The 23,267-nt window shown below is 63.5% G+C and carries 22 protein-coding genes; 8 read left to right on the forward strand and 14 right to left on the reverse strand.

Annotated elements, in window-relative coordinates; translation table 11 throughout:
- Window positions 1-10: 10 nt before the first annotated feature.
- A complete protein-coding gene (locus tag AC1DUR_RS06245) occupies window positions 11-1,096 on the reverse strand; it encodes an ornithine cyclodeaminase (protein WP_477719047.1) in 1,086 nt (361 codons plus the stop codon).
- A gap of 185 nt (window positions 1,097-1,281) precedes the next feature.
- Between AC1DUR_RS06245 and AC1DUR_RS06250 the strand changes: the two genes are divergently transcribed.
- The 4 genes from AC1DUR_RS06250 to AC1DUR_RS06265 all read left to right on the forward strand — a co-directional run bounded on the left by AC1DUR_RS06250 (window position 1,282) and on the right by AC1DUR_RS06265 (window position 6,345).
- A complete protein-coding gene (locus AC1DUR_RS06250) occupies window positions 1,282-1,734 on the forward strand; it encodes an Lrp/AsnC family transcriptional regulator (protein ID WP_477718888.1) in 453 nt (150 codons plus the stop codon).
- 157 nt (window positions 1,735-1,891) lie between these two features.
- Window positions 1,892-4,915 carry an L-glutamate gamma-semialdehyde dehydrogenase gene (locus tag AC1DUR_RS06255; protein WP_477718889.1) on the forward strand — a complete coding sequence of 1,008 codons (3,024 nt, stop codon included), beginning with the start codon at window positions 1,892-1,894 and terminating at the stop codon, window positions 4,913-4,915.
- A gap of 319 nt (window positions 4,916-5,234) precedes the next feature.
- Entirely contained in the window at window positions 5,235-5,720 is a 486-nt protein-coding gene (locus tag AC1DUR_RS06260) for an adenosine-specific kinase (RefSeq protein ID WP_011481379.1), read from the forward strand.
- Window positions 5,721-5,901: 181 nt separating this feature from the next.
- Entirely contained in the window at window positions 5,902-6,345 is a 444-nt protein-coding gene (locus AC1DUR_RS06265; protein WP_477718890.1) for a host attachment protein, read from the forward strand.
- 181 nt (window positions 6,346-6,526) lie between these two features.
- Here the strand turns inward: AC1DUR_RS06265 and AC1DUR_RS06270 are convergent, their stop codons facing one another.
- Both AC1DUR_RS06270 and AC1DUR_RS06275 read right to left on the reverse strand, forming a co-directional pair.
- Window positions 6,527-6,895 carry an SPW repeat protein gene (locus AC1DUR_RS06270; RefSeq protein WP_477718891.1) on the reverse strand — a complete coding sequence of 123 codons (369 nt, stop codon included), beginning with the start codon at window positions 6,893-6,895 and terminating at the stop codon, window positions 6,527-6,529.
- Window positions 6,896-7,073: 178 nt separating this feature from the next.
- A complete protein-coding gene (locus tag AC1DUR_RS06275) occupies window positions 7,074-10,028 on the reverse strand; it encodes a bifunctional diguanylate cyclase/phosphodiesterase (RefSeq protein ID WP_477718892.1) in 2,955 nt (984 codons plus the stop codon).
- Window positions 10,029-10,281: 253 nt separating this feature from the next.
- Between AC1DUR_RS06275 and AC1DUR_RS06280 the strand changes: the two genes are divergently transcribed.
- Together AC1DUR_RS06280 and AC1DUR_RS06285 are read left to right on the forward strand one after the other, a co-directional pair.
- Entirely contained in the window at window positions 10,282-10,587 is a 306-nt protein-coding gene (locus AC1DUR_RS06280; RefSeq protein WP_477718893.1) for an RNA recognition motif domain-containing protein, read from the forward strand.
- 148 nt (window positions 10,588-10,735) lie between these two features.
- Complete coding sequence (locus AC1DUR_RS06285) at window positions 10,736-11,287, forward strand: bactofilin family protein (RefSeq protein WP_477718894.1); 552 nt, start codon at window positions 10,736-10,738, stop codon at window positions 11,285-11,287.
- 93 nt (window positions 11,288-11,380) lie between these two features.
- Here AC1DUR_RS06285 and AC1DUR_RS06290 read toward each other — a convergent pair whose 3' ends face one another.
- The 6 genes from AC1DUR_RS06290 to AC1DUR_RS06315 all read right to left on the reverse strand — a co-directional run bounded on the left by AC1DUR_RS06290 (window position 11,381) and on the right by AC1DUR_RS06315 (window position 16,973).
- A complete protein-coding gene (locus AC1DUR_RS06290; RefSeq protein WP_477718895.1) occupies window positions 11,381-12,106 on the reverse strand; it encodes an LrgB family protein in 726 nt (241 codons plus the stop codon).
- On the reverse strand, window positions 12,099-12,470 hold the full coding sequence (locus AC1DUR_RS06295; protein WP_477718896.1) for a CidA/LrgA family protein: 372 nt from the start codon (window positions 12,468-12,470) through the stop codon (window positions 12,099-12,101). Before AC1DUR_RS06295 ends, AC1DUR_RS06290 begins: the two co-directional genes overlap by 8 nt.
- Window positions 12,471-12,512: 42 nt before the next feature.
- The gene (locus tag AC1DUR_RS06300) at window positions 12,513-14,015 is read right to left on the reverse strand and encodes an FAD-linked oxidase C-terminal domain-containing protein (protein ID WP_477718897.1); all 1,503 of its coding nucleotides are present in this window, start codon (window positions 14,013-14,015) and stop codon (window positions 12,513-12,515) included.
- Window positions 14,016-14,115: 100 nt separating this feature from the next.
- Window positions 14,116-15,015 (reverse strand): LysR substrate-binding domain-containing protein, encoded by a 900-nt coding sequence (locus AC1DUR_RS06305; RefSeq protein WP_477721488.1) that lies wholly within the window; start codon window positions 15,013-15,015, stop codon window positions 14,116-14,118.
- A 5-nt stretch (window positions 15,016-15,020) separates the two neighbouring features.
- Entirely contained in the window at window positions 15,021-15,869 is an 849-nt protein-coding gene (purU, locus tag AC1DUR_RS06310) for a formyltetrahydrofolate deformylase (protein ID WP_477718899.1), read from the reverse strand.
- A 222-nt stretch (window positions 15,870-16,091) separates the two neighbouring features.
- A complete protein-coding gene (locus AC1DUR_RS06315) occupies window positions 16,092-16,973 on the reverse strand; it encodes a ChaN family lipoprotein (protein ID WP_477718900.1) in 882 nt (293 codons plus the stop codon).
- 73 nt (window positions 16,974-17,046) lie between these two features.
- Between AC1DUR_RS06315 and AC1DUR_RS06320 the strand changes: the two genes are divergently transcribed.
- Window positions 17,047-18,228, forward strand: a complete 1,182-nt coding sequence (locus AC1DUR_RS06320; protein WP_477718901.1) for an AbrB family transcriptional regulator — start codon at window positions 17,047-17,049, stop codon at window positions 18,226-18,228.
- Between the two features lie 140 nt (window positions 18,229-18,368).
- On the opposite strand, the gene AC1DUR_RS06325 is transcribed toward AC1DUR_RS06320, so the two are convergent.
- From AC1DUR_RS06325 to AC1DUR_RS06335, 3 genes are all read right to left on the reverse strand, one after another.
- Window positions 18,369-18,650, reverse strand: coding sequence for a BTH_I0359 family protein (locus AC1DUR_RS06325; RefSeq protein ID WP_477718902.1), 282 nt, complete (start codon window positions 18,648-18,650; stop codon window positions 18,369-18,371).
- A gap of 129 nt (window positions 18,651-18,779) precedes the next feature.
- On the reverse strand, window positions 18,780-19,943 hold the full coding sequence (locus AC1DUR_RS06330) for a DUF3108 domain-containing protein (RefSeq protein WP_477718903.1): 1,164 nt from the start codon (window positions 19,941-19,943) through the stop codon (window positions 18,780-18,782).
- Window positions 19,940-20,737, reverse strand: a complete 798-nt coding sequence (locus tag AC1DUR_RS06335) for an IclR family transcriptional regulator (protein ID WP_477719048.1) — start codon at window positions 20,735-20,737, stop codon at window positions 19,940-19,942. Before AC1DUR_RS06335 ends, AC1DUR_RS06330 begins: the two co-directional genes overlap by 4 nt.
- Window positions 20,738-21,008: 271 nt before the next feature.
- Between AC1DUR_RS06335 and AC1DUR_RS06340 the strand changes: the two genes are divergently transcribed.
- Window positions 21,009-22,004 carry a fumarylacetoacetate hydrolase family protein gene (locus AC1DUR_RS06340; protein WP_477718904.1) on the forward strand — a complete coding sequence of 332 codons (996 nt, stop codon included), beginning with the start codon at window positions 21,009-21,011 and terminating at the stop codon, window positions 22,002-22,004.
- Between the two features lie 39 nt (window positions 22,005-22,043).
- Here the strand turns inward: AC1DUR_RS06340 and AC1DUR_RS06345 are convergent, their stop codons facing one another.
- Together AC1DUR_RS06345 and AC1DUR_RS06350 are read right to left on the reverse strand one after the other, a co-directional pair.
- Complete coding sequence (locus AC1DUR_RS06345) at window positions 22,044-22,646, reverse strand: MarC family protein (RefSeq protein ID WP_477718905.1); 603 nt, start codon at window positions 22,644-22,646, stop codon at window positions 22,044-22,046.
- A 67-nt stretch (window positions 22,647-22,713) separates the two neighbouring features.
- Window positions 22,714-23,127 carry a VOC family protein gene (locus AC1DUR_RS06350; RefSeq protein ID WP_477718906.1) on the reverse strand — a complete coding sequence of 138 codons (414 nt, stop codon included), beginning with the start codon at window positions 23,125-23,127 and terminating at the stop codon, window positions 22,714-22,716.
- Window positions 23,128-23,267 lie beyond the last annotated feature (140 nt).

A 23,267-nucleotide genomic window follows, 5' to 3' on the forward strand; every position in this document is an offset into this window, starting at 1 on the left:
TGCGGTTCGATCAGCAGGCCGCCGCAGCGCTGCGGTTCGGGGTGCCTGCGGTGACGGGGTCGGGGGCCGGTGCGGGCGCGGTACGGGCCATGCCCATGCCATAGAGGTCTTTCGGGTCCATTAGTTCGGGAATCAGGTCGAGCACCCGCGAAGTGTCTTTCAGCACATGTTTTTCCAGGTAACGCATGGCGGAGAAGTCTTCGAGCGCAAAGCCCACCGAGTCAAAGACCGTGACCTGGGCGGCATCGGTGCGCACGGTCGCCTGCCCGTTCAGCACCTGCCACAGCTCGGTCACCGCAAAGTCCGGCGGCATCTGCTGCAGCTCGCCTTCGATGCGTGACTGGGGTTCGTACTCCACCACCACTTTGGCGGCGTAAAGAATGTCGGCGTGCAACTCGGTCTTGCCCGGGCAGTCGCCGCCCACGGCGTTGATGTGCATGCCGGGCTCTATCATTTCGGGCGTCAGGATCAGGGCGTTGGTTTTGTCAGCCGTCACGGTGGTCACGATGTCGGCGCCGCGGACCGCGTCGGCGATCGAGCTGGCGCGGTAGATACGCAGCCTGGGGTAGGCGAGCAGGTTGCGGACCAGCTTGTCGGTGGCCTGCGGATCCACGTCATAGACCCGCAGTTCTTCGATGCCCATGAGGCAGTGAAAGCCGATGGCCTGGAACTCGCTTTGCGCGCCATTGCCAATCAGGGCCATGCAGCGGCTGTCGGGCCGGGCCAGATGCTGGGCGGCCAGCACCGAGGTGGCGGCCGTGCGCAGCGCCGTGGTCAGCGTCAGTTCAGACAGGATGCGCGGGTAGCCGGTGTCCACGTCCGACAGCACGCCAAACGCCGTGACGGTCAGCAGGCCGTCGCGGGTGTTTTGCGGGTGGCCGTTGACGTATTTGAAGGCGTACTGGCGGCCATCGGAAATCGGCATCAGCTCGATCACGCCGATCGGCGAGTGGCTGGCCACGCGGGCCGTCTTGTCGAACTGCGGCCAGCGCCGGAAATCCTCGTCAATCATGCGCACCAATTCGCCGATGGCACCTTCGGGGCGGGTTGTCGCCAGGTGCTCCTGCAAATCATTCGTACCAATAAAAGCAACCATCATTTTCTTTCTTTGTCAGGCAAACCACCCGGCTGCGGGCACTTTTGTACAGGGCCCGCCTGGCGGGTGGCGATACACAATCTTAGGTCGGATGGCTGGAAATTTGATTTCCTATTGATGCGTGTTTATGATGATTTAAGAAATAAAATTTCATAAAAATCAAAATTACCATTCCGGAGTGATTGATGGACGCCTACGATAGAAATATTCTGAAATGGCTGCAGGACGACGGCCGGATGAGCAATGTGGAGCTGGCCGAGCGCATTCACCTGTCGGCACCGCAAACCCTGCGGCGCGTGCGTACGCTGGAAGAGAAAGGCGTGATCCGCCGCTATGCCGCCCTGGTGTCGCCTGCGGCCATCGGGCTGGAGGTCACGGCCTTTGTGAGCCTGTCGCTGGACCGCGAGCAGTTTCGCAATGTGCGCGAGGTCGAGCGCAATGTGATGGCTTTCTCAGAAATCGTCGAATGCCACACCATCTCCGGCGACTTTGACTACCTGCTCAAGGTGGTGGCGGCCGACCTGAAAAGCCTGTCCCTGTTCCTGACGGATCGCCTGATGCAGGTGCCGGGTGTTTCCGGAGTGCGATCGATGATTTGCATGGAAGAAATCAAGTCGCAAAGCAGCCTGCCGACCTGACGCCAGGACGTCAGGACGTCAGGATGCATACGGTGCATGCTTCGCCGGTTTGGGCGTTCGGTGGTTTGATTTATTCATCATATTGTTAAAAATACAGTGAAAAATTAATCAAAAAACGATTCAACATCGAGTATCTAGCAAATATTTCGAGGTTTCCATGCGTTTACCTTTTCCCTACCGGCCCGAAGCCGACATCGTCTCCCACCGTCTGGACGCCTTGAGCGGGGTGCTGGACTGGCCCGCTGCGGCACAAGCCGCCCGCCCCTGGGTGCAAGCCGTGCGCGAGAACCCGCCGCCGTTCTGGGCCATGGAGAGTTTGCTCAAGGAGTACCCGATCTCCAGCGCCGAAGGGCTAGCCCTGATGCGCCTGGCCGAGGCGCTGCTGCGCGTGCCCGATGCCGAGACCGCGATCGCCCTCACGGCCGATCAGCTGGGCCGCGCCGACTTCGAAGGGGCGGGCGACTCGACGCTGGCACGCCTGTCGTCCACCGCGATTGCCTTGTCCAAGAAGTTTTTGCCGCATTCGCAGGCGGGCGCAGGGCGCACGGATGTGGAACCCGGCCTCATGGGCAAGCTCGGTGCGCGCACGGTCGTGGCCGCCACCTTGCGGGCGGTGCAGCTGCTGGGCCACCAGTTTGTGCTGGGGCAGACCATTGGCGATGCCATGGCCGAAGCCGATGGCGCCCGCAAGAAAATAGCCAACCTGCGCTTCAGCTACGACATGCTGGGCGAGGGCGCGCGCACCGATGCCGACGCGCTGCGCTACCTCGACAGCTACACGCAAGCCATCCAATCAATTGCTGTCAAGGCCCATAAATCGGGCGCCTGTGAGAAAAACGACGGGATTTCCATCAAGCTCAGCGCGCTGCACCCGCGCTACGAAGACGCCCAGCGCGAGCGCGTGCTGGCGGAACTGGTGCCGCGTGTCTGGGGCTTGTGCGAGTTGTCGGCCCAGGCCAACATCAACCTCACGATAGACGCTGAAGAGGTCGACCGGCTGGAATTGTCGCTCGCCGTGTTCGAAGCGCTCGCCGCGCGGGTGGCGCAGCATCATCCGCAGTGGCAGGGCTTTGGCCTGGCCATGCAGGCCTACCAGACGCGCGCGCTGGAGCTGATCGAACACATTGCCGCCATTGGCCGCAAATACAAATTGCGCCTGATGTGCCGCCTGGTCAAGGGCGCCTACTGGGATTCGGAAATCAAGCGCGCACAGGAGCAGGGCCTGCCGCACTACCCGGTGTTCACCCACAAGCACCACACCGATGTCAGCTACCTGGCCTGCGCCCGCGCGCTGCTGGACGCGCCCGACGCGATCTACCCGCAGTTCGCCACCCACAATGCCGCCACGATTGCCGCGATTTTGCAAATGGCAGCGCGCAGCGTGAAGGCGGCATCGCCGGCGGTGGGCATGGCGCCCCAGTTTGAGTTGCAGCGCCTGCACGGCATGGGCGAGGGCGTATACCGCGAAGTGCTGAAGAACCCGCTGATCAGCTGCCGCGTCTACGCGCCCGTCGGTGCGCACCGCGATCTGCTGGCCTACCTGGTGCGCCGCCTGCTGGAAAACGGCGCCAATTCCTCTTTTGTGCACCAGCTGGCTGACGAGTCGGTGGGTATGGGCGAGTTGCTGATCTCGCCGCTGCGGCTGGAGCCTGAGTCGTCTTTGCCGCTGCCGCTCGCCCTGTATGGCCCGAGCCGGAAAAACAGCGCGGGGCTGGACTTGACGGTGGAAAGCATGCGCGCGCCGCTGCTTGACGCCTTTGAAGCTGTGCAGGTTCCCAAAGTGCCGGAATTCGATGCCAGGCTGGCTGCCAGTGCGGTCGCTACGGGAGTAAGCAGCTATCAAAAATGGAGCAAGGTGGAGGTGGCCGAACGCGCCGCCATCCTGCGCCACGCCGCCGATGTGCTGCAGCAGCAGATGCCGAAGTTCTGCGCGCTGCTGGTGAAGGAAGCGTTCAAAACCTGGGGCGACGCCGTGTCCGAGGTGCGCGAGGCGGTGGATTTCCTGCGTTACTACGCCAATGAAGCCGAGCGCATCATGGCGCCTGTCGCGCTGCCGGGGCCGACCGGCGAGACCAATGAACTGCGCCTGACGGCGCGCGGCGCCTGGGTCTGCATCAGCCCCTGGAATTTCCCGCTGGCGATTTTTGCCGGCCAGGTCGCTGCCGCGCTGGCCACCGGCAACGCCGTGCTGGCCAAGCCCGCCGAGCAAACGCCGGGTGTGGCCTGGGAGGCGGTGAAACTGCTGCATGCGGCTGGCGTGCCCGAAGGCGCACTGCAGCTGCTGCACGGCCCAGGCGAAACCGTGGGCGCCGCGCTGGTGGCAGCAAAGCAGGTGGCGGGCGTGGTGTTCACCGGCTCCACCCAGGTCGCCAAAATCATCAACCGGGCACTGGCCGCCAAGGACGGCCCCATCGTGCCGCTGATCGCCGAGACCGGCGGCATCAACGCCATGCTGGTCGACAGCACCGCGCTGCCCGAGCAGGTGGCCGATGCGGTGGTGCAAAGCGCGTTTCGCAGCGCCGGCCAGCGCTGCTCGGCGCTGCGCCTGCTGTGCGTGCACGAAGGCATTGCCGACGGCGTGATTGAAATGATCGAGGGCGCGGCGCAGGAACTGGTGGTGGGCAACCCGGCCGAGCTGGCCACCGACGTCGGCCCGGTGATTGACCGTGAAGCCTTCGACAACATCCAGCGGCATCTGACGCGCCTGGGTTCAAGCTCAAAAGTGCTGGTGGCGCGCAAGGAAAATGGAGGGGATGCCCACGATTTGATGGCGAACAGCATCACGCCTGCGGCGTTTGAGGTCAACAGCCTGGCCGAGGTCAAGGACGAAATCTTCGGCCCGGTGCTGCAGATCGTGCGCTGGGGCAGCGGCGAACTGAAAAGCCCGGAAGCCGTCATCGAACAGATCAACGCCCTCGGCTACGGCCTCACGCTGGGCCTCCAGACCCGCATCGACTCGCGCGCGCAGGCCCTGGCCGCTGGCGCGCATGTGGGCAACATCTATGTCAACCGCAACATGATTGGCGCGGTGGTGGGTGTGCAGCCGTTCGGAGGCGAAGGCCTCAGCGGCACCGGCCCGAAAGCCGGCGGGCCGCACTACCTGTACCGTTTTTGCGCCGAGCAGACCGTGACCGTCAACACCACGGCGGCAGGTGGAAACGCAGCTTTGCTGGCGGGGTGAGCGAGCCATCAACGGGTGAGGTGAAGAGTGGCTAAGACTTGCTAAGAGTGGCTAAAAGTTCGCCTTGGGATAAAGCTGCTCCTGTCGCGGACAGGTTGCGCAAATCTCAATCACCCCAGAGCCTGAACCCCCGTTCGGGCTGCGGGTCTCGCGCAAACCAGGTTTCGAACACGGGAATCGGCGCTTGCCGGATGGGCCGACGGTGGCGATACTTGAACTCAGGTGATTGAATTTTCCATGCGTTAGAGGTATTGGCAGTCAGGTATGTTGTGTCACCTCACCGCTCTGGCAAGTCAAGCCGGGAAAGAAGGAGTTCGATATGCAACTCATCACTGTGAAAATCGACAAGCCGGAAGCGACCAACTTCATTCTGGGGCAGACCCACTTCATCAAGTCCGTCGAGGACCTCCACGAAGCGCTGGTGGGCGCCGTGCCGGGCATCAAGTTTGGCCTGGCCTTTTGCGAAGCTTCCGGCAAATGCCTGGTGCGATGGTCGGGTACCGACCCCGCCATGGTCGAACTTGCCCGGAATAACGCAAAGACTCTTGCTGCGGGCCATTGCTTCATCATTTTCCTGGGGGAAGGCTTCTATCCGCTGAACGTGTTGAACACCGTCAAAATGGTGCCGGAGGTATGCCGCATTTTCTGCGCAACAGCCAATCCAACCGAAGTGATTCTTGCGGAGACGGAGCAGGGACGCGGTGTCCTGGGCGTGGTGGACGGCTTTCCAACCAAAGGGGTCGAGGACGAGGACGACATCAGCTGGCGCAAGAATCTGTTGCGGCAAATCGGTTACAAGCTTTGATTGAAGAGCCGGCGCGGCTGGAGGGGATCCGTAAATCATTGCCGGACTACCGGCTTCGGCGGCGTCGTTCGAACAATGGGAATGGGGTTGATTTGTCAGCCCGCTTGCATTCGGCGGCGCCGGCGACTAACGTAAGAGGGCAACGTGACTGGTTGCCCGTTTACTTCAAAGGAGCATGCATATGCCCAACACCACCTGGATCTTGGTCGCCAACGCAAGCACCGCCAAAATCTATGCCAACCACGGCACCAAGAAAGGACTCAAGATTCTGAAGGAGACCGAACACCCGGAGAGCCGGCAAAAAAACGCCGATCTGGTCACCGACCGCCCCGGACACATGCCGGGCATTGGCAACGGCCACGGTGCCTGCCAGCCCCAGACCGACCCCAAGCGCAACGCCGCGCAGCATTTCGCCCAGGAGTTGGCGCGCGAGTTCAACCATGGCCGCAGCACCAACCAGTTCGGGCGCGCCATCCTTATCGCCCCGCCCTCTTTCATGGGCCTGATCAACGACAAGCTGGACGGCCACACCGCCAACCTGGTCACCGACCGCTTCGAAAAGGATTACACCAAGGCCAGCGAAAAAGAACTCGCCGGACATCTGGAGTCCTGCATCTATCTTTGACCGGCGGATGATCCCGCCGCACCTCTAACCCCAATACACGTCGGTTAACGTCCATTCTGGGGTATCCAGTCACTTTCCATGACAGGAGAGCCGATGGCGCGTGGCCAGCCTGGCAGCACCATGGATGTGGCCGACGAGCAGGCCAACGATGAAGTCTTCGGCCGCTCCGGCGCAAGGTCACTCAGCTGTGGGCGGGATGGTGCGCTCTCCACTCCTTGAATTTGTCGTAGACGACGCGTTCCAGCGCCCACAGCGACATCGCGGCGACCAGCAAGCCGATGGCCAGCGCGTTGATCATGGCGTTTTGATGATCCGCATAACCCCAGACCCACGGCGAGATCATCAGCCCGATGCCCAGCAGGGCATTGCCCCAGTCATCAATCTGGGTTGTTAAAAAGAGGTCTTCAGAGGCCAGAAGGATGATGCCAACGCCGACCACCACAGCGCACCAGGCCGCCGCTACCGGCAAGCCCAGCGCCCAGGGCGAAATGCATAGCCAGAGACCGGCGGCGATTTCCAGTCTGTCCTGCCAACGATTGAGGGTATCCATGACAACCTCCACATCAAAGCTTGGGAATCTTCAGTGTAGAACTACTGTAAGAATAAGCAACAAGAGGCGCCGAACCCGCGGCTGACGCTGCGTTGCAGTCCGTTCCCCGAGAACGTAGTGAGACGGTGAGCGTAGGGACCGGTATCAGCCCTGCCGTGCGGCGCCATGGCGCATGGGGTCAGGTTGCCGCGCTCCGCATAAAGGCCTCGAACTCGGCAATGGGGAGTGGCGGGCAGAACAGGTAGCCCTGGTAGTAGCCGCAACCCTGCTCGGCCAGAAAGCTGCGCTGTGCCTCGGTCTCGACGCCTTCGGCAATCACATCGAGTCCCAGGCTTTGCGCCAGTGAAATGATGGCGCTGCAGATGGCGGCGTCGTTCGGGTCGCTGAAGACGTCCGCAATGAAGCTTTTGTCGATCTTCAATTGGTCCAGCGGCAGCCGTTTGAGGTAGGACAGCGAGGAGTAGCCCATGCCGAAGTCGTCCAGCGCCAGGGTCACGCCCAGCGCCTTGAGTGTGCCCATCTTGGCGATGGCGATTTCCATGCGGTCGGCCAGCAGGCTCTCCGTCAGCTCGAGCTTGAGGTTGTGGGGCCGGATGCCGGTCTGTTTGATCGCGGCCATCACCATGTCCACGAAGTCGGGGTGGCGAAACTGCCGCACGCTGACGTTGACGGCAATGCTCAGGCCTGCCGTTTCAGGCCGTTTCTGCCAGGCCGCCAGCTGCAGGCAGGCTTGCTCCAGCACCCATTGACCCAGCGGCAGGATCAGGCCCGTTTCTTCGGCCACCGGAATGAAGTCCGCGGGGCTCACCATGCCGCGCTGCGGATGCTTCCAGCGCAGCAAGGCTTCCACGCCGGTGATGCGCTGCTCGCGGTCGACCTGCGGCTGGTAGTGGACCAGGAACTGGTGCTCCCGCAGGCCCGCGCGCAGGTCGGTGCTCAGGGCGGCGTTGGCGCTGACGGAAGCCTGCATGTCCGGATCAAAAAAGCAGACCGTGTTGCGGCCCATGGTCTTGGCCTGATACATCGCCAGATCGGCCTGCTTGAGCAGTTCGCTGACGCTGCCCTGCAGCATGTTGAAGGGGGTCACGCCGATACTGGAGGTGCTGTAATGCTGGTAGCCCGCGAGGTCGTACGGTTCTCGCAGGGTGGCCAGCACTTTTTCGGCGACGATCTGGGCTTTGCGGGTCGCAGTTTCGGGGTGTGTGCCCAGGTCCTGCAGCATCACCACGAACTCGTCGCCACCCAGGCGCGCCACGGTGTCGAGCTTGCGCACGCAGCCCTTCAGGCGTACGGCCACCTTCTGCAGCAGCAGGTCACCCTTGGAGTGCCCCAGGGTGTCGTTGAGGATCTTGAAGTTGTCCAGGTCGATGAACATCAGCACGCCTTCCTGCCGGGTAAGGGCGCAGTCTTCCAGCGCCTGTTCAAGCCGGTCCAGCAGCAACTGGCGGTTGGGCAACTCCGTCAGGGGGTCGTAGAAGGCGAGATGATGGATCTTCTCGTCGGCCGCCTTGCGCTGGGTGATGTCGCGGCCCACGGCAACCCAGTGGGTCAGCTCGCCGGTTTTGGCCGCCACCGACACGATTTCCAGGTCCACCCAGAACGACCCGCCGTCCTTGCGGTAGATCATCAGTTCGCCGCGCGCCTGTTTCCATTGCCGCAGCGCGCCGAAGATGCGGGCAAGCTCGTCCTCCCGCGTCTCGGGCCCCTGCAGCATGCCCGGCATCCGGCTCAGCACCTCCTCGCGCGTATAGCCGGTATGCCGCTCGAAGGCGTCATTGACGAAGACGATCTGCGGCCCCGACCCATGGCGCGGCGACGCCTCGACGATGACCACAATGTCGTTCAGCCGCGCGATGCCGGTTTCCAGCAGCATCAACTGCTCCTGGGAATTGCGCCGCTCGCTGACGTCGCGAAAGTAGACTGCCAGGCCTTCGGCAAACGGATAGGCGCGCACTTCCAGCCATTTGCCGAGCGGCGGGTAGAAATCCTCGAACTCCACCTGACGATTCCTGGCCAGCGCCTGCTGGATGTGCTGGCGCAGCCGTCCGCTCACCTCCTCGCCGAAATCCTGCCAGATTTCCTGGCCCAGCAACTCGGCGGTCGAGCGCTGCAGCAGCCGCTCGCTCTCCTGATTGAGGTAGGTGAAGCGGCCCTCGCGGTCCAGTGTGACAAAAGCCTCGGTGATGCTGGCCAACGTGGTGGTCAGGCGCATGGCCAGGCGCAGGGTTTCCTCCTGCGCCTGTTTCCGGGCGTTGATGTCCTGCAGGGCGCCCTGGATACGGGCGACCGTTCCGTTGGCGCTGCGGACTACTTCGCCAATCATCCGCACCCACCGGCGCCCGTCCTGCGCGGTCAGCAACTGGGCTTCCTCGTCGAAGGGCGTCGCGTTACGCGCGCATTCCGTGATGACCTGGCGGAGTCTGGCGCGCGATTCTGGGGCGCAGCGGCGCAGCAGCTCCTCGAGCGTGCCCGGCATGGCCGCGCCGGTGCCGAGCATGGCGGCGAACTCGGGGGACAAGGTCAGGCGGCCGTCTGCGAGGTCCATCGACCAGCTGCTCATCTGGGCGGTGCGCATGGCGATGTGCAGGCGCCTTTGGCTTTGCTGTTGCTGCTCGGTGCTATGGTCCGCCAGGAGCCGGTGCTGGCGCCTCAGCTCCAGTTGCGCCACCACCTGCCGGCCCAGGATGTCGAGGGCGCTCAGGTCCGCGTCCCGGCACGTGCGGACAGCCGGGTCCATGACGGCCAGCACCCCCAGTGGCGTGCCATCGGCCGCTATGAGTGGGACCGCCGCGAAAAAGCGCAGGCCTGCAGGGCCGGCCACCATCGGGTGGCGGGACAGCTCTGGGTCCGCTGCGGCGTCGGGAATCGTCAGGGGCTTCCCGCCAGGCTGCAGAACCCGGGCGTAAAAATCGGTCAAGCCGGCCGCCACCTCTACCTCTGGAAGGCCCACCGACCATGAGGACGGGGGCGTCTCTTCGTCCACCAGCTGCAGGACGGCCGCACGGGTTCCGCACAACTTCGCGGCCAGCTGCACCAGCCCGTCAAAGTCAGGTTCGGAGAGAGGCGTAACGCTGACGCCAGACGCTCCGGCCTCTGCTGCGCTGCGGGGGATGGCGGGCGGGTTGGAAGTCACAAGGCGTTCGCTCCAGTCAGTGGGTGCATAAACGGTGCATGATGGGCCTTGAAAAAACCATTGCCGACATGACCTGACTCAGTGCACTATTAGGTTCCAGCGACGCTGTACGTTCCATAGGGGAGCTGCCTCAGGAATATGTTGGATTGTTGTGTTAAATGTCACATGGCGTTAGCATTGTGCCGAGTATATTTAAAGCCAGGCTTTTTTGTAGACCCGGGCTGCCGGTAGAAAGTACAGGGAGAGATGCATCATGAATTCCATGCAGGATTTGCAGCAATGCCCTGATGTTGCCACACTGAAACCTGCTCTCCACGCCCTGTGCTCAAGATTTGGCCGCGTTGAAAGGCTGGACATCCTGACGGCCATGCATGAAGGCAAGCAGCAGGCCATCTGCTTCCTGCGCCTGGACTCCCCCGAAAATGAACAGGCCCTGATGAAGACGCTGGGCGTGGGAAAGTTCGGCGGCGAAGTGGTCTTCGTGGTTGATCTGGTTTCGCCGGACTCGCAGGAAGACTTCGGTCCCTCATCCCAGTGGGCTGACTCCGGCAACTTCTAGTTGAAGGGCCAGCACGCGCGCCTCGAATGCCATACCGGGTGCGCTACAGCAGCATCCTGCGAAAATTAATTTGGTTACCTCTCTTGCACAAGGGCGGATCTTTTTATTTTCTGCAGACGTACCATGCGTACTTTTTCAAGGAAGACACATGGCAACACCGTTTTTTGGCAAACGAGAAAATGAGACGTCTACCACGTCCCCCAATTTGCGTCATGGTGCACCCGGTTATGGAGCCGCAGGAAGCTCCAGCACATTGCAGTCTGCTTCCGCGGCTGCCAATCAGCAAAGCAATGCCAAACCTGTGAATGATCCTGCAGCCTCCACCAGCAAGGAAGGCGGCAGCAAGCTGACGGTCGGCCCCAATATCAAGCTCAAGGGCGTGGAAATCACCGACTGCGACACCCTGGTCGTGGAAGGCCTGGTCGAAGCGACCATGGATTCGCGCGTGATCCAGATTGCAGAGCAGGGCGCCTTCAAGGGCTCGGCCGAAATTGATGTCGCTGAAATTCGCGGCGAATTCAATGGCAACCTGACGGTGCGCCAGAAGCTGGTGATCTATTCGACCGGCAAGGTTACCGGCACCATTCGCTATGGCAAGCTGGTGGTCGAAGAAGGCGGACAGCTCTCGGGTGAGATCCAGTTCGGCGCCTCGGGCAGCAAGCCGGTGGCCGCGGCCAAGCCAGGTTTGCAGGCGGTATAAGACGAGAAAAGAAGCGCGGAAATTCAGCCTGAACCCTCGGGGCGTCCCGGAGGGGGCGGCTGGACAGCCGCGCCGGCAGCTTGCCCGCGAAGCCTAAAACCAGCGGAACGCCAGCGGTATCAGCAGGGAGGCAAGCACCACTTGCAGGCCCAGCGCCAGGCCGGCATAGGCGCCGGCATCGGCGTTGACTTGCAGGGCGCGCGCCGCGCCAATGCCATGGGACGCCGTGCCCAGGGCAAAGCCGCGTGCGGCCCATCCCGCCTGGTTCGTCGGTATGCGCAAGGCATCGAACAGGTACTTGCCGGCGAGCGCCCCGACCAGGCCGGTGATGACGGCAAACACGGCAGCGAGCGCCGGAATGCCGCCTATTTTTTCAGCGATACCCATGGCGACGGGTGCCGTCACGGACTTCGGCACCAGCGATAGCGCGACGTCCGCCGGCAGGTTCAAGGCCCACGCCAGCAGCAGCGCCGAGCCACTCGCGGCCATGCCGCCTGCCAGGGCGGCGAGCAGCAAGCGCCACCAGCGTCGACGCAGTTCCTCGCGCCGCTGCCAAAGCGGCCAGGCCAGCGCCACCACGGCCGGACCCAGCAGGAAATGGATGAATTGCGCGCCCGCGAAATAGCTGGGGTAGGGCACGCCAGTGAGCAGCAGGCCACTGGCTATGCACACCACCGTCCACAGCACCGGGTTAGCCCAGGGCGCATGCCCCAGGCGCGCGTACGCTGCCTGGGCCAGCACATACACCACCAGTGTTGCGGTCAGCCCGAACAGCGGCGTGGCCGAGAGATAGACCCACAACTCCACGAACTTAGGCATCCGGGCCTTCCTTGCCGAGGGGGTCGGTGCGGCCCTGCAGGAAATGCAGGCTCAAAACAGTCACCACCAGCCCGGCCAATGTGGACAGCACAACGACTGCCAGCATGCGCACGCCATACTGGCTGACCAGCGAAAGATGCGTCATCACACCCACGCCGACGGGTACAAAGAGTAACGAAAGGTGTGTCAGTAAAAAATCGGCGCATGCGGCAACAGGCTCGCGCACCACGCTCCACCGCAGCGCCAGGAGCAGCAGCATCATGCCAATGACAGGCCCCGGAAAGGGCAGGGACCATCCGCGCGTCATCAGCTCACCCACGGACTGAAGTGCGAGCAGCCAGGCCAGTCCGCGCAGGGCTTGCATGGTCGGTGCGTTTCCGCTTCCTTATTCCGAGTTGCCTGGTTGTCAGAAGCGCGGCAGGTCCGGATGCGCGATCTGGCCGCCCCGTACCAGCATTTTTCCGTACTCGGCGCAGCGGTTCAGGGTCGGAATCACCTTGCCGGGATTGAGCAGGCCCCTGGCGTCGAAGGCGCGCTTGACGCCAAACATCTGCTCGTTTTCTTCCGCGGAAAACTGCACGCACATGGAGTTGAGTTTCTCCACGCCAACGCCGTGCTCACCGGTGACGGTGCCGCCCATGGCGACGCTGGTTTCCAGGATGTCGGCGCCAAACAGCTCGCAGCGGTGCAATTGGTCCGGGTCATTGGCGTCAAAGAGGATCAGCGGATGCAGGTTGCCGTCGCCTGCATGGAACACGTTGGCGCAGCGGAGTTGGTATTTCTTTTCCATCTCGGCAATGGCCAGCAGGATGTCGGCCAGCCGTTTGCGCGGAATGGTGGAGTCCATGCACATGTAGTCGGGGCTGATGCGGCCAGACGCGGGGAAGGCATTCTTGCGGCCGCTCCAGAAGCGCAGGCGTTCGGCTTCATTCTGGCTCACGGCAATGGCGGTGGCGCCGCAGCGGCGCAGCACCTCGCTCATGCGGCCGATTTCTTCCTCGACCTCCTCGGGTGTGCCATCGCTCTCGCACAGCAAGATCGCCTCGGCCGTCAGGTCATAGCCGGCGTGCACAAAGTCTTCGACGGCGGCGGTCATGGGTTTGTCCATCATCTCCAGCCCGGCTGGAATGATGCCGGCTGCAATCACCGCCGCCACTGCGTCACCGGCCTTGCGCAGGTCGTCAAAGCTGGCCATGATGCAGCGCGCCAGTTGCGGTTTGGGAACGAGCTTGACGGTGACTTCGGTGGTCACGGCCAGCATGCCTTCGCTGCCGATGATGATGCTCAGCAGGTCGTAGCCCGACGCATCCAGGGCATCGCTGCCAAATTCGACTTCTTCGCCCGCGATGGTGAAGCCCCTGACCTTGAGCACGTTGTGCACGGTGAGACCGTATTTGAGGCAGTGCACGCCCCCGGAATTCTCGGCGACGTTGCCGCCGATGGTGCAGGCAATCTGGCTCGACGGGTCGGGTGCGTAATAGAGGCCGTAGGGCGCTGCCGCCTCGGAGATCGCCAGGTTGCGCACGCCGCCCTGCACGACGGCGGTGCGGCTGGTCGGGTCGAGCTTCAGGATTTTGTTGAACTTGGCCAGCGACAGCGTGACGCCCAGCCGGTGCGGCATGGCGCCGCCGCTCAGGCCCGTGCCGGCGCCGCGCGCCACCACGGGCACATCAAGGCCGTGGCAGGCTTTCAGCACGGCCTGCACCTGGGCATAGGTTTCGGGCAGGGCCACCACCAGTGGTCGCTGCCGGTAGGCTGTCAGGCCGTCGCACTCATAAGGCGTTGTGTCCTCGGTGTTCCACAGCAGCGCATGGGCGGGCAGCACCGCCTGCAAGGCGCCAACGACCTGTGACTGCCGTTCTGATCGTTCTGGCAAATCTTGCTGCAGGCTGGATGCGGGGGCGTTCATGGTCGGACTCCTGAGTGAGATGAAACTGTAGGGCAAGCCGCCCCCGCCGGGTTGAAGAAATTTAAATCCCTGTGTGAAATGCGGGGCCGGTCGGTGAACCTCAGTTCAGGCTTTTGCGCAGCCAGTCGGCAAATGCCGTGCATTCCCAGCGGTCCATGGTGCCGGTGCGCCAGCACAGGTAGTGGGCGTGCGGGCTCGCAATGTTGCTGCCGAAGACAGCGTTATTGCCCAGGCGCACCAGCGAGCCGTTGTCCAGCCAGGGCGCACCCAGCTTGAGGCGGACGAGCGCGATGCCCATGCCCGCCGCGGCCGCATCGCACATGAGGCCGATGTCATTGAACTGGGAGCCGTCTTGCGGTTCGGGCCAGTCCAGGTTGTTGGCGGCAAACCAGGTGCGCCAGGGCTCCAGCGGGGAGCGCAGCAGGTTTTCGCCTTCCAGGTCTTCGGCCGCTTCAAAGGGTCCGTGCTCGCGTACAAAGGCCGGCGAGGCCAGCGGGGTGATGTCGTCACTGGCCAGGCACACATGTTCCAGGTCGGCATAGCGCCCGGTGCCGAAGCGCAYGATCAGGTCGGCGTCCTCGGCCACCACGTCTAGCAGGGGAATGGAGACCTGCAAGGTCAGGTCAATCTCGGGATAGGCCTCGGTAAATTGCCGCAACCGCGGAATCAGAATGGAACGTGCAAACGTGGGCGTGACCGCCAGCCGCAGCTTGCGTTTGCCGGGCGTGCCGTTTTGGCCCGCTGTGCCCGGGAACTTCTGCAGTGTGGCGAGGCCCTCGCGCACATGCGCCAGGTATTCGCTGCCTTCGGTGGTCAAGGAGAAATCGGCGCGGCCAAACAGCTTGGTGCCGATGATCTGCTCGAGCTGCTTGACCCGGTGGCTCACGGCGCTGGGCGTGACGCAGAGTTCCTCCGCGGCCTGGGTCACGCTGCGCAGCCGCGCCAGCGCTTCAAATGTCAGCAGGCACTGAATGGGCGGAATTCTCGCCGGCGCGGCCATGGCGGTTACTTGAAAATGACGGTCTTGTGGCCATTGAGCAGCACGCGGTGCTCGCTGTGCCACTTGACGGCGCGCGCCAGCACCTGGCTTTCGGTGTCGCGGCCCATGGCCGTCAGGTCTTCGACGGTCTTGCTGTGGTCTGCGCGTGCCACGTCCTGCTCGATGATCGGGCCTTCGTCCAGGTCGCCCGTCACATAGTGGGCGGTCGCGCCTATCAGTTTTACCCCGCGGTCATGCGCCTGGTAATAGGGTTTGGCGCCCTTGAAACTCGGCAAGAAGGAGTGATGGATGTTGATCGCGCGGCCGGCCAGTTTGCGGCACAGGTCGTTGGAAAGGATCTGCATGTAGCGCGCCAGCACCACCAGCTCGGCGCCCTCTGATTCGATGATTTCCAGCTGCTTGTCCTCGACCTGGGCCTTGGTCGCGGCGGTCACCGGAAAATGGTGGAAAGGGATGTTGTAGCTGGCGGCCAGCTGGTAGAACTCCCGGTGGTTGGACACGATGGCGCGAACGTCCAGCGGCAGCAGGCCCGATTTGCAGCGAAACAGCAGGTCATTCAGGCAATGGCCCTCCTTGCTGACCATGATGACCGTGCGCATGGGCTGCGTGGTTGCGTGCAGCTTCCAGTTCATCTGGAACGGCTCGGCAAAGCCCTTCAGCTGCTGCGACAGCTCCGCGTGCGTCAGCTGGTCACAGGCAAATTGCACCCGCATGAAAAACAGGCCCGTGTCATGGTCGTTGTACTGGGCGGCTTCTTCAATGTTGCCGCCGTTCTGCAGCAAAAAACCGGAAACGGCGTGAACAATGCCCCTACGGTCCGGGCAGGACAGGGTCAGGATATATGCGTGGTTCATAGGGGATGAATTGTCGCAGGCTCCGCCACCGATCGCCTGATCCGGCCGGAATCCCGGGTGCCGGGGAGGCGCAAGAGCACCGGAATGCAAGATTACTACACGCAGTGAAAAGCGTGGAGGCTCTCCACCCCAGCCGGGGCCGCGGGACTGGCTTTGCCAGACCGCAGGCGCAGCGGCCCCCTCGGGGGGCAGCGCATTACACGCAGTGACAAGCGTGGGGGCCTATTTATGCAGGCTCGCGCAGTAGTCCATATCGGGGAGTGCTGGCGTGCCCCAGACGCTATCGAAGGCGTCCGCTTTTTCGGGCGTGGCGTTGCCTGCGCGCAGGCGAATGGCACGGACCTTGAATTCCGCGGCCAGGTGCTGCGGCACGCCCACGGTGCGGTCCACATGACCGCTGCCGGCCAGCAACACCACCACCTTGCCGGGCAGCGCTGCCTGGTTCAGGGTTTGGGCCATGATGATGTCCCTGGCGATCTGGATGCGTGTCATGGGTGTGATCTGGCTCTCGGGCAGCAGATTGCAATGGCCCATGCGAATCAGCTGCTGCTGTGCCTTCAGGGCCGGGCCGGGCAATTGAACGTCGAGCTTGCTGTCGTCCATGCTGCTTTGCATCTGTGCGCGCGGCAGGTTGGCGCCCAGCACCGGCACGCCGGCGCGCACGGCCGTCATCACGGCCGGTCCGTACGCCGCCCAGGGCCAGGCTTTGTCGTTCCATTTCAGCGTATAGCGTGTCTGTTCTTCGGAGGCGCTGGGCAGGAGAGTGGCGGTGCTCACCCCGGCATCGGCCATTTCCAGCGCCAGGGCCCCCAGCAGGCCGCGTTGCGCCAGGTGCGCGATGACTTGCTGCGCTACCTGCTGGTGTTCTGCGGCATCGTGCTGTTCGCCGATCAGCAGCGCATCCATGGGCAGCAGGGCATCGAGCCGGGCGGCCGTGGCTGCGGCAGTGCTGCCGCTGGCGGGTTGGAGGATGGGCGCCTCCGGAGGGCCGGGTCGGCTGGCGCAGCCGCTCGTCAGCGCCACGGCGGCAGCACAGACCAGTGCACCGGGGAGCCCTGACAAAACTGACAAGGCTGACAAAGCCGGCAAAGGGAAATGAAACATCGGTGGATACTAATGCCTTCGGCCCGGCTCCGCCCGGCATGCTTTTTCCTTGTCATTTTCCGCTTACACGTCCATGCTTCCTGACGCAGCCAAACGCCTATCGTCCTTGCTTCGATCTCCGTCGGTTTGCGTCATCCTGACGCTGCTGATCGCCTGGGCCGCGGCCGCTCTGTGCGTCATGTTGCGCACGCCCCTGCCATGGATGATCGGGCCGTTGCTGGTAACCGCCGCATGTTCCATGCTGGGCGGCGCCACGGCCAGCTGGACGCCGCTGCGCAATGCCGGCCAGTGGATTATTGGCTGCGCGCTGGGGCTTTACTTCACACCGCAGGTGGTGGCGCTGATGGCCGGCTTGTGGTGGGCGATTGCGCTGAACATTGCCTGGGCGCTGTTGTTGGGCCTGGCCTTTGGTGAGTGGCTGTATTGGGTGCATCGCGGGCCGGGGCCGACCGCCATGGCCGGCCAGCAGCAGCCTGCGCCCCGGCCATCATGGGGTGCCCGATTTCATGTGGCAGGCTTGTCGCGCATCACGACCTACTTCGCCGCCCCCATAGGCGCGGCCTCCGAAATGACCCTGATGGGCGAGCGCCACGGCGCGCAGACGGACCTGGTGGCGTCGGCACACAGCCTGCGCGTGCTGCTGGTGACGCTGATCATTCCCTTTGGCTTTCAGTGGGCCGGCCTGCATGGGCTGGACACCACGCTCCCGGGTGCCCGGGACGTTCACTTGCCGGGGCTGGCGCTGCTGGCTGGACTGACCGGCATCGGCTGTTGGGCCATGCTCAAACTGGACCGCGCCAACCCCTGGTTCATCGGTGCGCTGGTGGTGTCTTTGCTGCTGACCGCGTGTGACGTGACGCTGTCGGCCATCCCGCAGCCCCTGACCAATGCCGCGCAGCTCGTGATCGGCATCAGCCTGGGCGTGCGCTTTACCCGCAGTTTTGTGCATCTGGCGCCGCGCTGGCTCGGCTCCGTGGCGCTGGCGACTGTCGGGATGATGGGGTTGTGTGCCGGTTTTGCCTGGCTGCTGGCACGGTTCAGCAGCCTTCATTGGGCCACGCTGCTGCTGGGCACCTCGCCGGGCGGGATTGCCGAGATGTCGATCACGGCCAAGGTGTTGCAGCTGGGCGTTCCCGTCGTGACGGCCTTTCACGTCACGCGGCTGGCGGCCGTGTTATTGCTGGCCGAGCCCATGTACCGCTGGATGTACCAGAAGCGCCCCGCGGCGCAGGCTGAAAGCCCACCCGCTAAATGACAAGAAAAAAGGAGGCAGAGAGCGAGCGTGGCGGCTCACCCCATCAGCAGGGGCCGCGGAACCGGCTTCGCCGGGCCGCAGGCGCAGCGCCCCCCCGGGGGGGCAGCGCATTACACGAAGTGAAAAGCGTGGGGGCTTTTTTAGTGCAACGAGATGGGCGTGTTAGCCAGCCCGCTATAGCCTTCGAGCGTGTCTTCGATTTCTTCCTGGGTCGGCGTGTTTTTCGCCCAGGCACTGAGGCGCTCCTGGAACATTTCTGCCCACGAGCCGTCAAGGTACACCTCTTTGCCCGATCGTTTGTCCACGATTTCAAAGCCGTGGCGCGCCAGCTGGGGAACGGCGGGCGCTGGCGCAGATTCTTCGGGCGCGTTCGCGTGAATCTGAACCACCACAAAAGAGTCGGAGTCGTAAAGCATGTGCATGGTGATGTCCTTCGCCTTTACATAGCAACGTTGGTGCCAGGTTTCAAGAGGACAGGGTAAGCCGCAATGCGCCGTATAGGCAGGCAAAAAGTCACGCTGCGGCGTTTATGGCAAATTGCGCAGCGATTTTCAGAATTTATTCACGGTATTGAGCTGCTGGTCGACAAAATCGCCGTTGTACTGGGTTATTTTGCTGCGCACCGGCAGGTAGCCCAGCGAGGGCGCGTACCAGACTTCCACTTTCTGATCGTATTCACGGCGCGGCTGGCGCGTGAGCCTGAGAGCGACGATGTCCCCGAAAGGCAGGCTGACGCTTTCCTCGGCCTCCACCAGAAAGGTCCAGGTATCCGCATCGCGCGGTCCCACGGTGTACAGCGAAATGCTGGAGCCGACCGGAAAGCTGGCCGGCTTGCCTGCGAGCATGCCGCCCAGCTGTAAAAACACGCTCACCCGGTCCTGGGCGCCCTTGACCCATGGGGCGGCGGGCGTGTTGGCGCTGAAGGTGATGCGGGCTTTGTCGGCCTCGAAATGGGCAGCCACCTCGCTTCTCGATTTATCCGAAAAGCGCGTGGGCGCCAGCCCCTCGGCGCCCACCTGGCCACTGCTGGCCATGCTGCGCGAGCCCAGAAACAGCGCGCTCACGGTCATGCGGGCGTCATAGCTGCCGCCCGCCTGATGCCAGCCGAGTTCGGCGTTCGCGTGGTAGGTCATGCCCTTGGCCTGGCCGGTCATCTTGTAGGCCAGCCTGACGCTGGGGGGCAGGGCCATGGCCGTTACCGGAGTCAGGCTGGGGCCGGCTGGCAGCGCAGGCGCCGCGGGCATGGGTGGTTCCTTGGCGGACGTATCGGCCGTCGGGAGCGGCACGCTGTCCGCGCTGGACGAGGCAGGAGGTTCGCTGCCCGCGAGTGAGTCGGGGGCTTGAGGCGCTGCAGAATCAATAGCAGGCTGCGCAGGTGCATCAGCGGCCACAGCCTCATTTTCTTTAACAGGAACAGGAGGCCTTTTGGGTTTGACCGGCGCCTTGACTGCGGGCTTGACCGCGGGAGGCGCTGCTGGCGGGGGAAGCACCTTGGCCGGTGGAAGGACCTCAATGCTGCGCGTGACAAATGCCGGCGCGGTGCGGCTGCGGGTGGACGCAGGGTCCGTTTCCGGGCCAAACCGGTCGGGCGTCGTTCGCAGCAGCAGCGTGTGTACGGCGAGCACCAGCACGGCCAGCATGACCAGCGCTCGCCAGGGGGGTGCCGCGCGCGACCCCCCCGAAGCTACCCCTGGTGCTGCCAGCACGCTGTTCATGCCCCTGTGAACCCCAGATCGCTGGAAAGTTGCCGGGCGGCTGCCGCCAGTGGCCGGGCCACCGCGCCGTCCCAGGCCGGATCAAACGTGGCCAGCGAGCCCAGCGCCACCATGCCCAGCGCCAGATGACCGTCGGCATCAAACACCGGCGCACAGAAACCGGCCACGCCGGGCAGCAGGGTGTCCACAACGCGCGCCAAGCCGCGCCGGCGCACTTCTTCCAGCAGCGCGGTCGCCTCGGCCATGCTGGTGGGCAGGTCCTTGCGTCCCAGCTTCTGGGTGCGTGCCAGCTCGTCCTTGAGCAATGCGGCCAGCCGGTTCTGCGGCGCATGCTGGTTCAGCATGAAGGCCGCAAAGCACAGGCCGGTGGCCGAGGACAGCAGCGGCATCACGTCGCCCAGGCGCAGGTTGACGGTGATGGCTTGGGGCGACTCCTCCCAGTGAACAATGGTCGGGCCCTGATTGCCCCAGACCGCCAATGCCAGGGTCTGGCCGATCTGCTCCGTCAGCGGCTGCAGGCGCTGACGCGCCAGTTTCACGCTGTCAAGCCGGGAAAGAGAAGCGAGCCCTAACTTGAGTGCGGTTGGCCCGAGGTCGTAGCGCGTGGAGCCGGCATCCTGCGTGACCAGCCCGAGGCGCTGGAAGCTCACCAGATAGCGGTGCGCCTTGGCCGCGCTCATGCCTGCCGCCGCCGCCAAGTCGCGCAGCATCAGCGGACCGGGTGCTGCGGCCAGCACCCCCAGCAGGCTGAACCCAACCTCCACCGACTGAATGCCCGCGCGCTGGGGTGGCAGATCGGTGAGTGGCGCAGCAGGCGGCGCGGCAAGCGGGATGTCGAGGGAGCCAGGAGGAGCGTTCATGAAAGTGAGAGAATTTCGAATTACATTTAGGTAAACTGATTTCACTTATCGTAACGCGAAACAATGATTTTCAGGTTTTGAGGCGTTCCCCGGGCAGTGGCAGGGTGCCGCGAAGCGCCCGAGCCCTTCAGGGACGGCACAATCCAGTGTGCTTTTTGCAATGCAACACTGAAGAAAACCCGCCAGCCACCCAATCAGGATATTGATGAAACTCGCCACTTACAAAGACGGTTCCCGCGACGGCCAGCTCGTTGTGGTGTCGCGCGATCTTGCCACCGCCCATTATGCGACGGGCATCGCCAGCAAACTGCAGCAGGTGCTGGACGACTGGAACTTCCTTTCGCCCCAACTGCAGGACCTGTACGAAACACTCAACAACGGCAAGGCGCGCCACGCCTTCCCGTTTGAGCCGGCGCAATGCATGGCGCCGCTGCCGCGCGCCTACCAATGGGCCGACGGCTCGGCCTTCATCAACCATGTGGAGCTGGTGCGCAAGGCCCGCAATGCGGAAGTGCCCGCCACGTTTTATACCGATCCGCTGATGTACCAGGGTGGCAGCGACGACTTCGCCGGCCCCTGTGACAACGTGGTGGTTGCCAGCGAAGAATTCGGCATCGACTTTGAAGCCGAGGTCGCGGTGATCACGGCCGATGTGCCCATGGGCGCCACGCCCGAGCAGGCGCTCGAAGGCATACGCCTCGTGATGCTGGCCAACGACGTGTCGCTGCGCAACCTCATACCCGACGAGTTGGCGAAAGGCTTCGGCTTTTTCCAGAGCAAGCCGGCCACGGCCTTCAGCCCGGTCGCGGTGACGCTGGATGAACTGGTGTTCAATGGAGAAAATGCCTGGGACAAGGGCCGTCTGCACATGACGCTGCAAAGCACCTGGAACGGCCGCAAGGTCGGCATGTGCGAGGCCGGACCCGAGATGACCTTTCACTTCGGGCAGCTGATTGCCCACATCTGCAAAACCCGCAACGTGCGCGCCGGCAGCATTGTGGGCTCTGGCACCGTGAGCAACAAGGACTGGAGCCACGGCTACAGCTGCATTGCCGAAAAGCGCGCGACTGAAACCATCGAGGACGGCAAGCCGAAAACGCCGTTCATGAAGTTTGGCGACACCATCCGCATCGAGGTCAAGGGCAAGGATGGGCTGTCGGTGTTTGGTGCGATTGAGCAGAAGGTTGCGCCGCTGCGGTAAGCCGATTCAACCTGAAATCCCCGCCGGGGGATGGGCGGTTTACGGGTGGCCGAGCTGCGCCACAAAGAGCTTCAGGCCGCGCAGCAGCATTTCCACCGAGATGGCCACCAGGATCAGCCCCATCAGCCGTTCAAAGGCCATCATGACGCGGTCGCCCGCGATGCGCTGAATCCGCTCGGACAGCACCAGCACCACCGCGCAGACCACCATGGTCACGCTCAGCGCGGCAATCCATTCCAGCCGCCGCGCCGGAGCCTGCGAGACCAGCAGCATCACCGTGGCCAGTGCCGAGGGGCCCGCCAGCCCCGGAATGGCCAGCGGCACGATCAGCGGTTCACCCTGCAGGGGCGCGGCCTCCGGCTGGTCCGAGGGGAAAATCATGCGCAGCGCGATCAGGAACATCACCACGGCCCCGGCGATTTGCAGCGACAGGTCGCTCAGGTTCATCAGGCGCAGAAAGCCGTCGCCGACAAACATGAAGGCCAGCAAGAGCAGGAAGGCAATCAGCACCTCCCGCAGGACGACGCGCATGCGCCGCTCGGGGGCCACGCCGCGCAGGGCGTTGACAAAGATGGGAATGTTGCCCAGCGGATCCGTGATCAGCAGCAGCAAGACGGTGGCCGAAGCAAAGGTGTAGGCCATGGCTGCAGCGTGACAGGTGGTTGGAGATCAGGCAGATCAGGGGCGAACGAACCGGGGGGCGTCACGCTCAGCCGGCGTAGAGCGCATCCAGCGAGCGAAAGCCCTTGATTTCGATGGGATTGCCAAACGGATCGCAAAAAAACATCGTCCATTGCTCGCCGGGCTGGCCCTCAAAGCGCACCTGCGGCGCCAGCACGAATTCGGTGTGGGCCGCCTGCAGGCGTTGGGCCAGGGCCTGCCAGTCGGGCAGGGCCAGGACCAGTCCGAAGTGGGGCATGGGCACCAGCTTGTCGCCGACATGGCCGGTGCGCTCCGTTTTGAACGGCTCGCCCAAATGCAGTGAAATCTGGTGGCCAAAAAAGTCGAAGTCGACCCAGGTGTCGGTAGAGCGGCCCTCGGTGCATCCCAGCACGCCACCATAAAAGCCGCGTGCGAGGTCCAGGTCCCTGACATTGAAGGCAAAGTGAAACAGGCTTTTCATGGCGCCAGTTTAGCGGGCGCTTGCCCGCCTTCCCCTGAAGGTGTCCCGTGTGGCAGGGTGCTATCAAATCAATAGCGAAAAAGTCCGTGTGATGAGGGTGAGGCCCTCTCTGATCGATGGATTGCGCGATGCCCTTCTTG

It is taken from the genome of Polaromonas sp. P4_F4 (assembly GCF_056401355.1).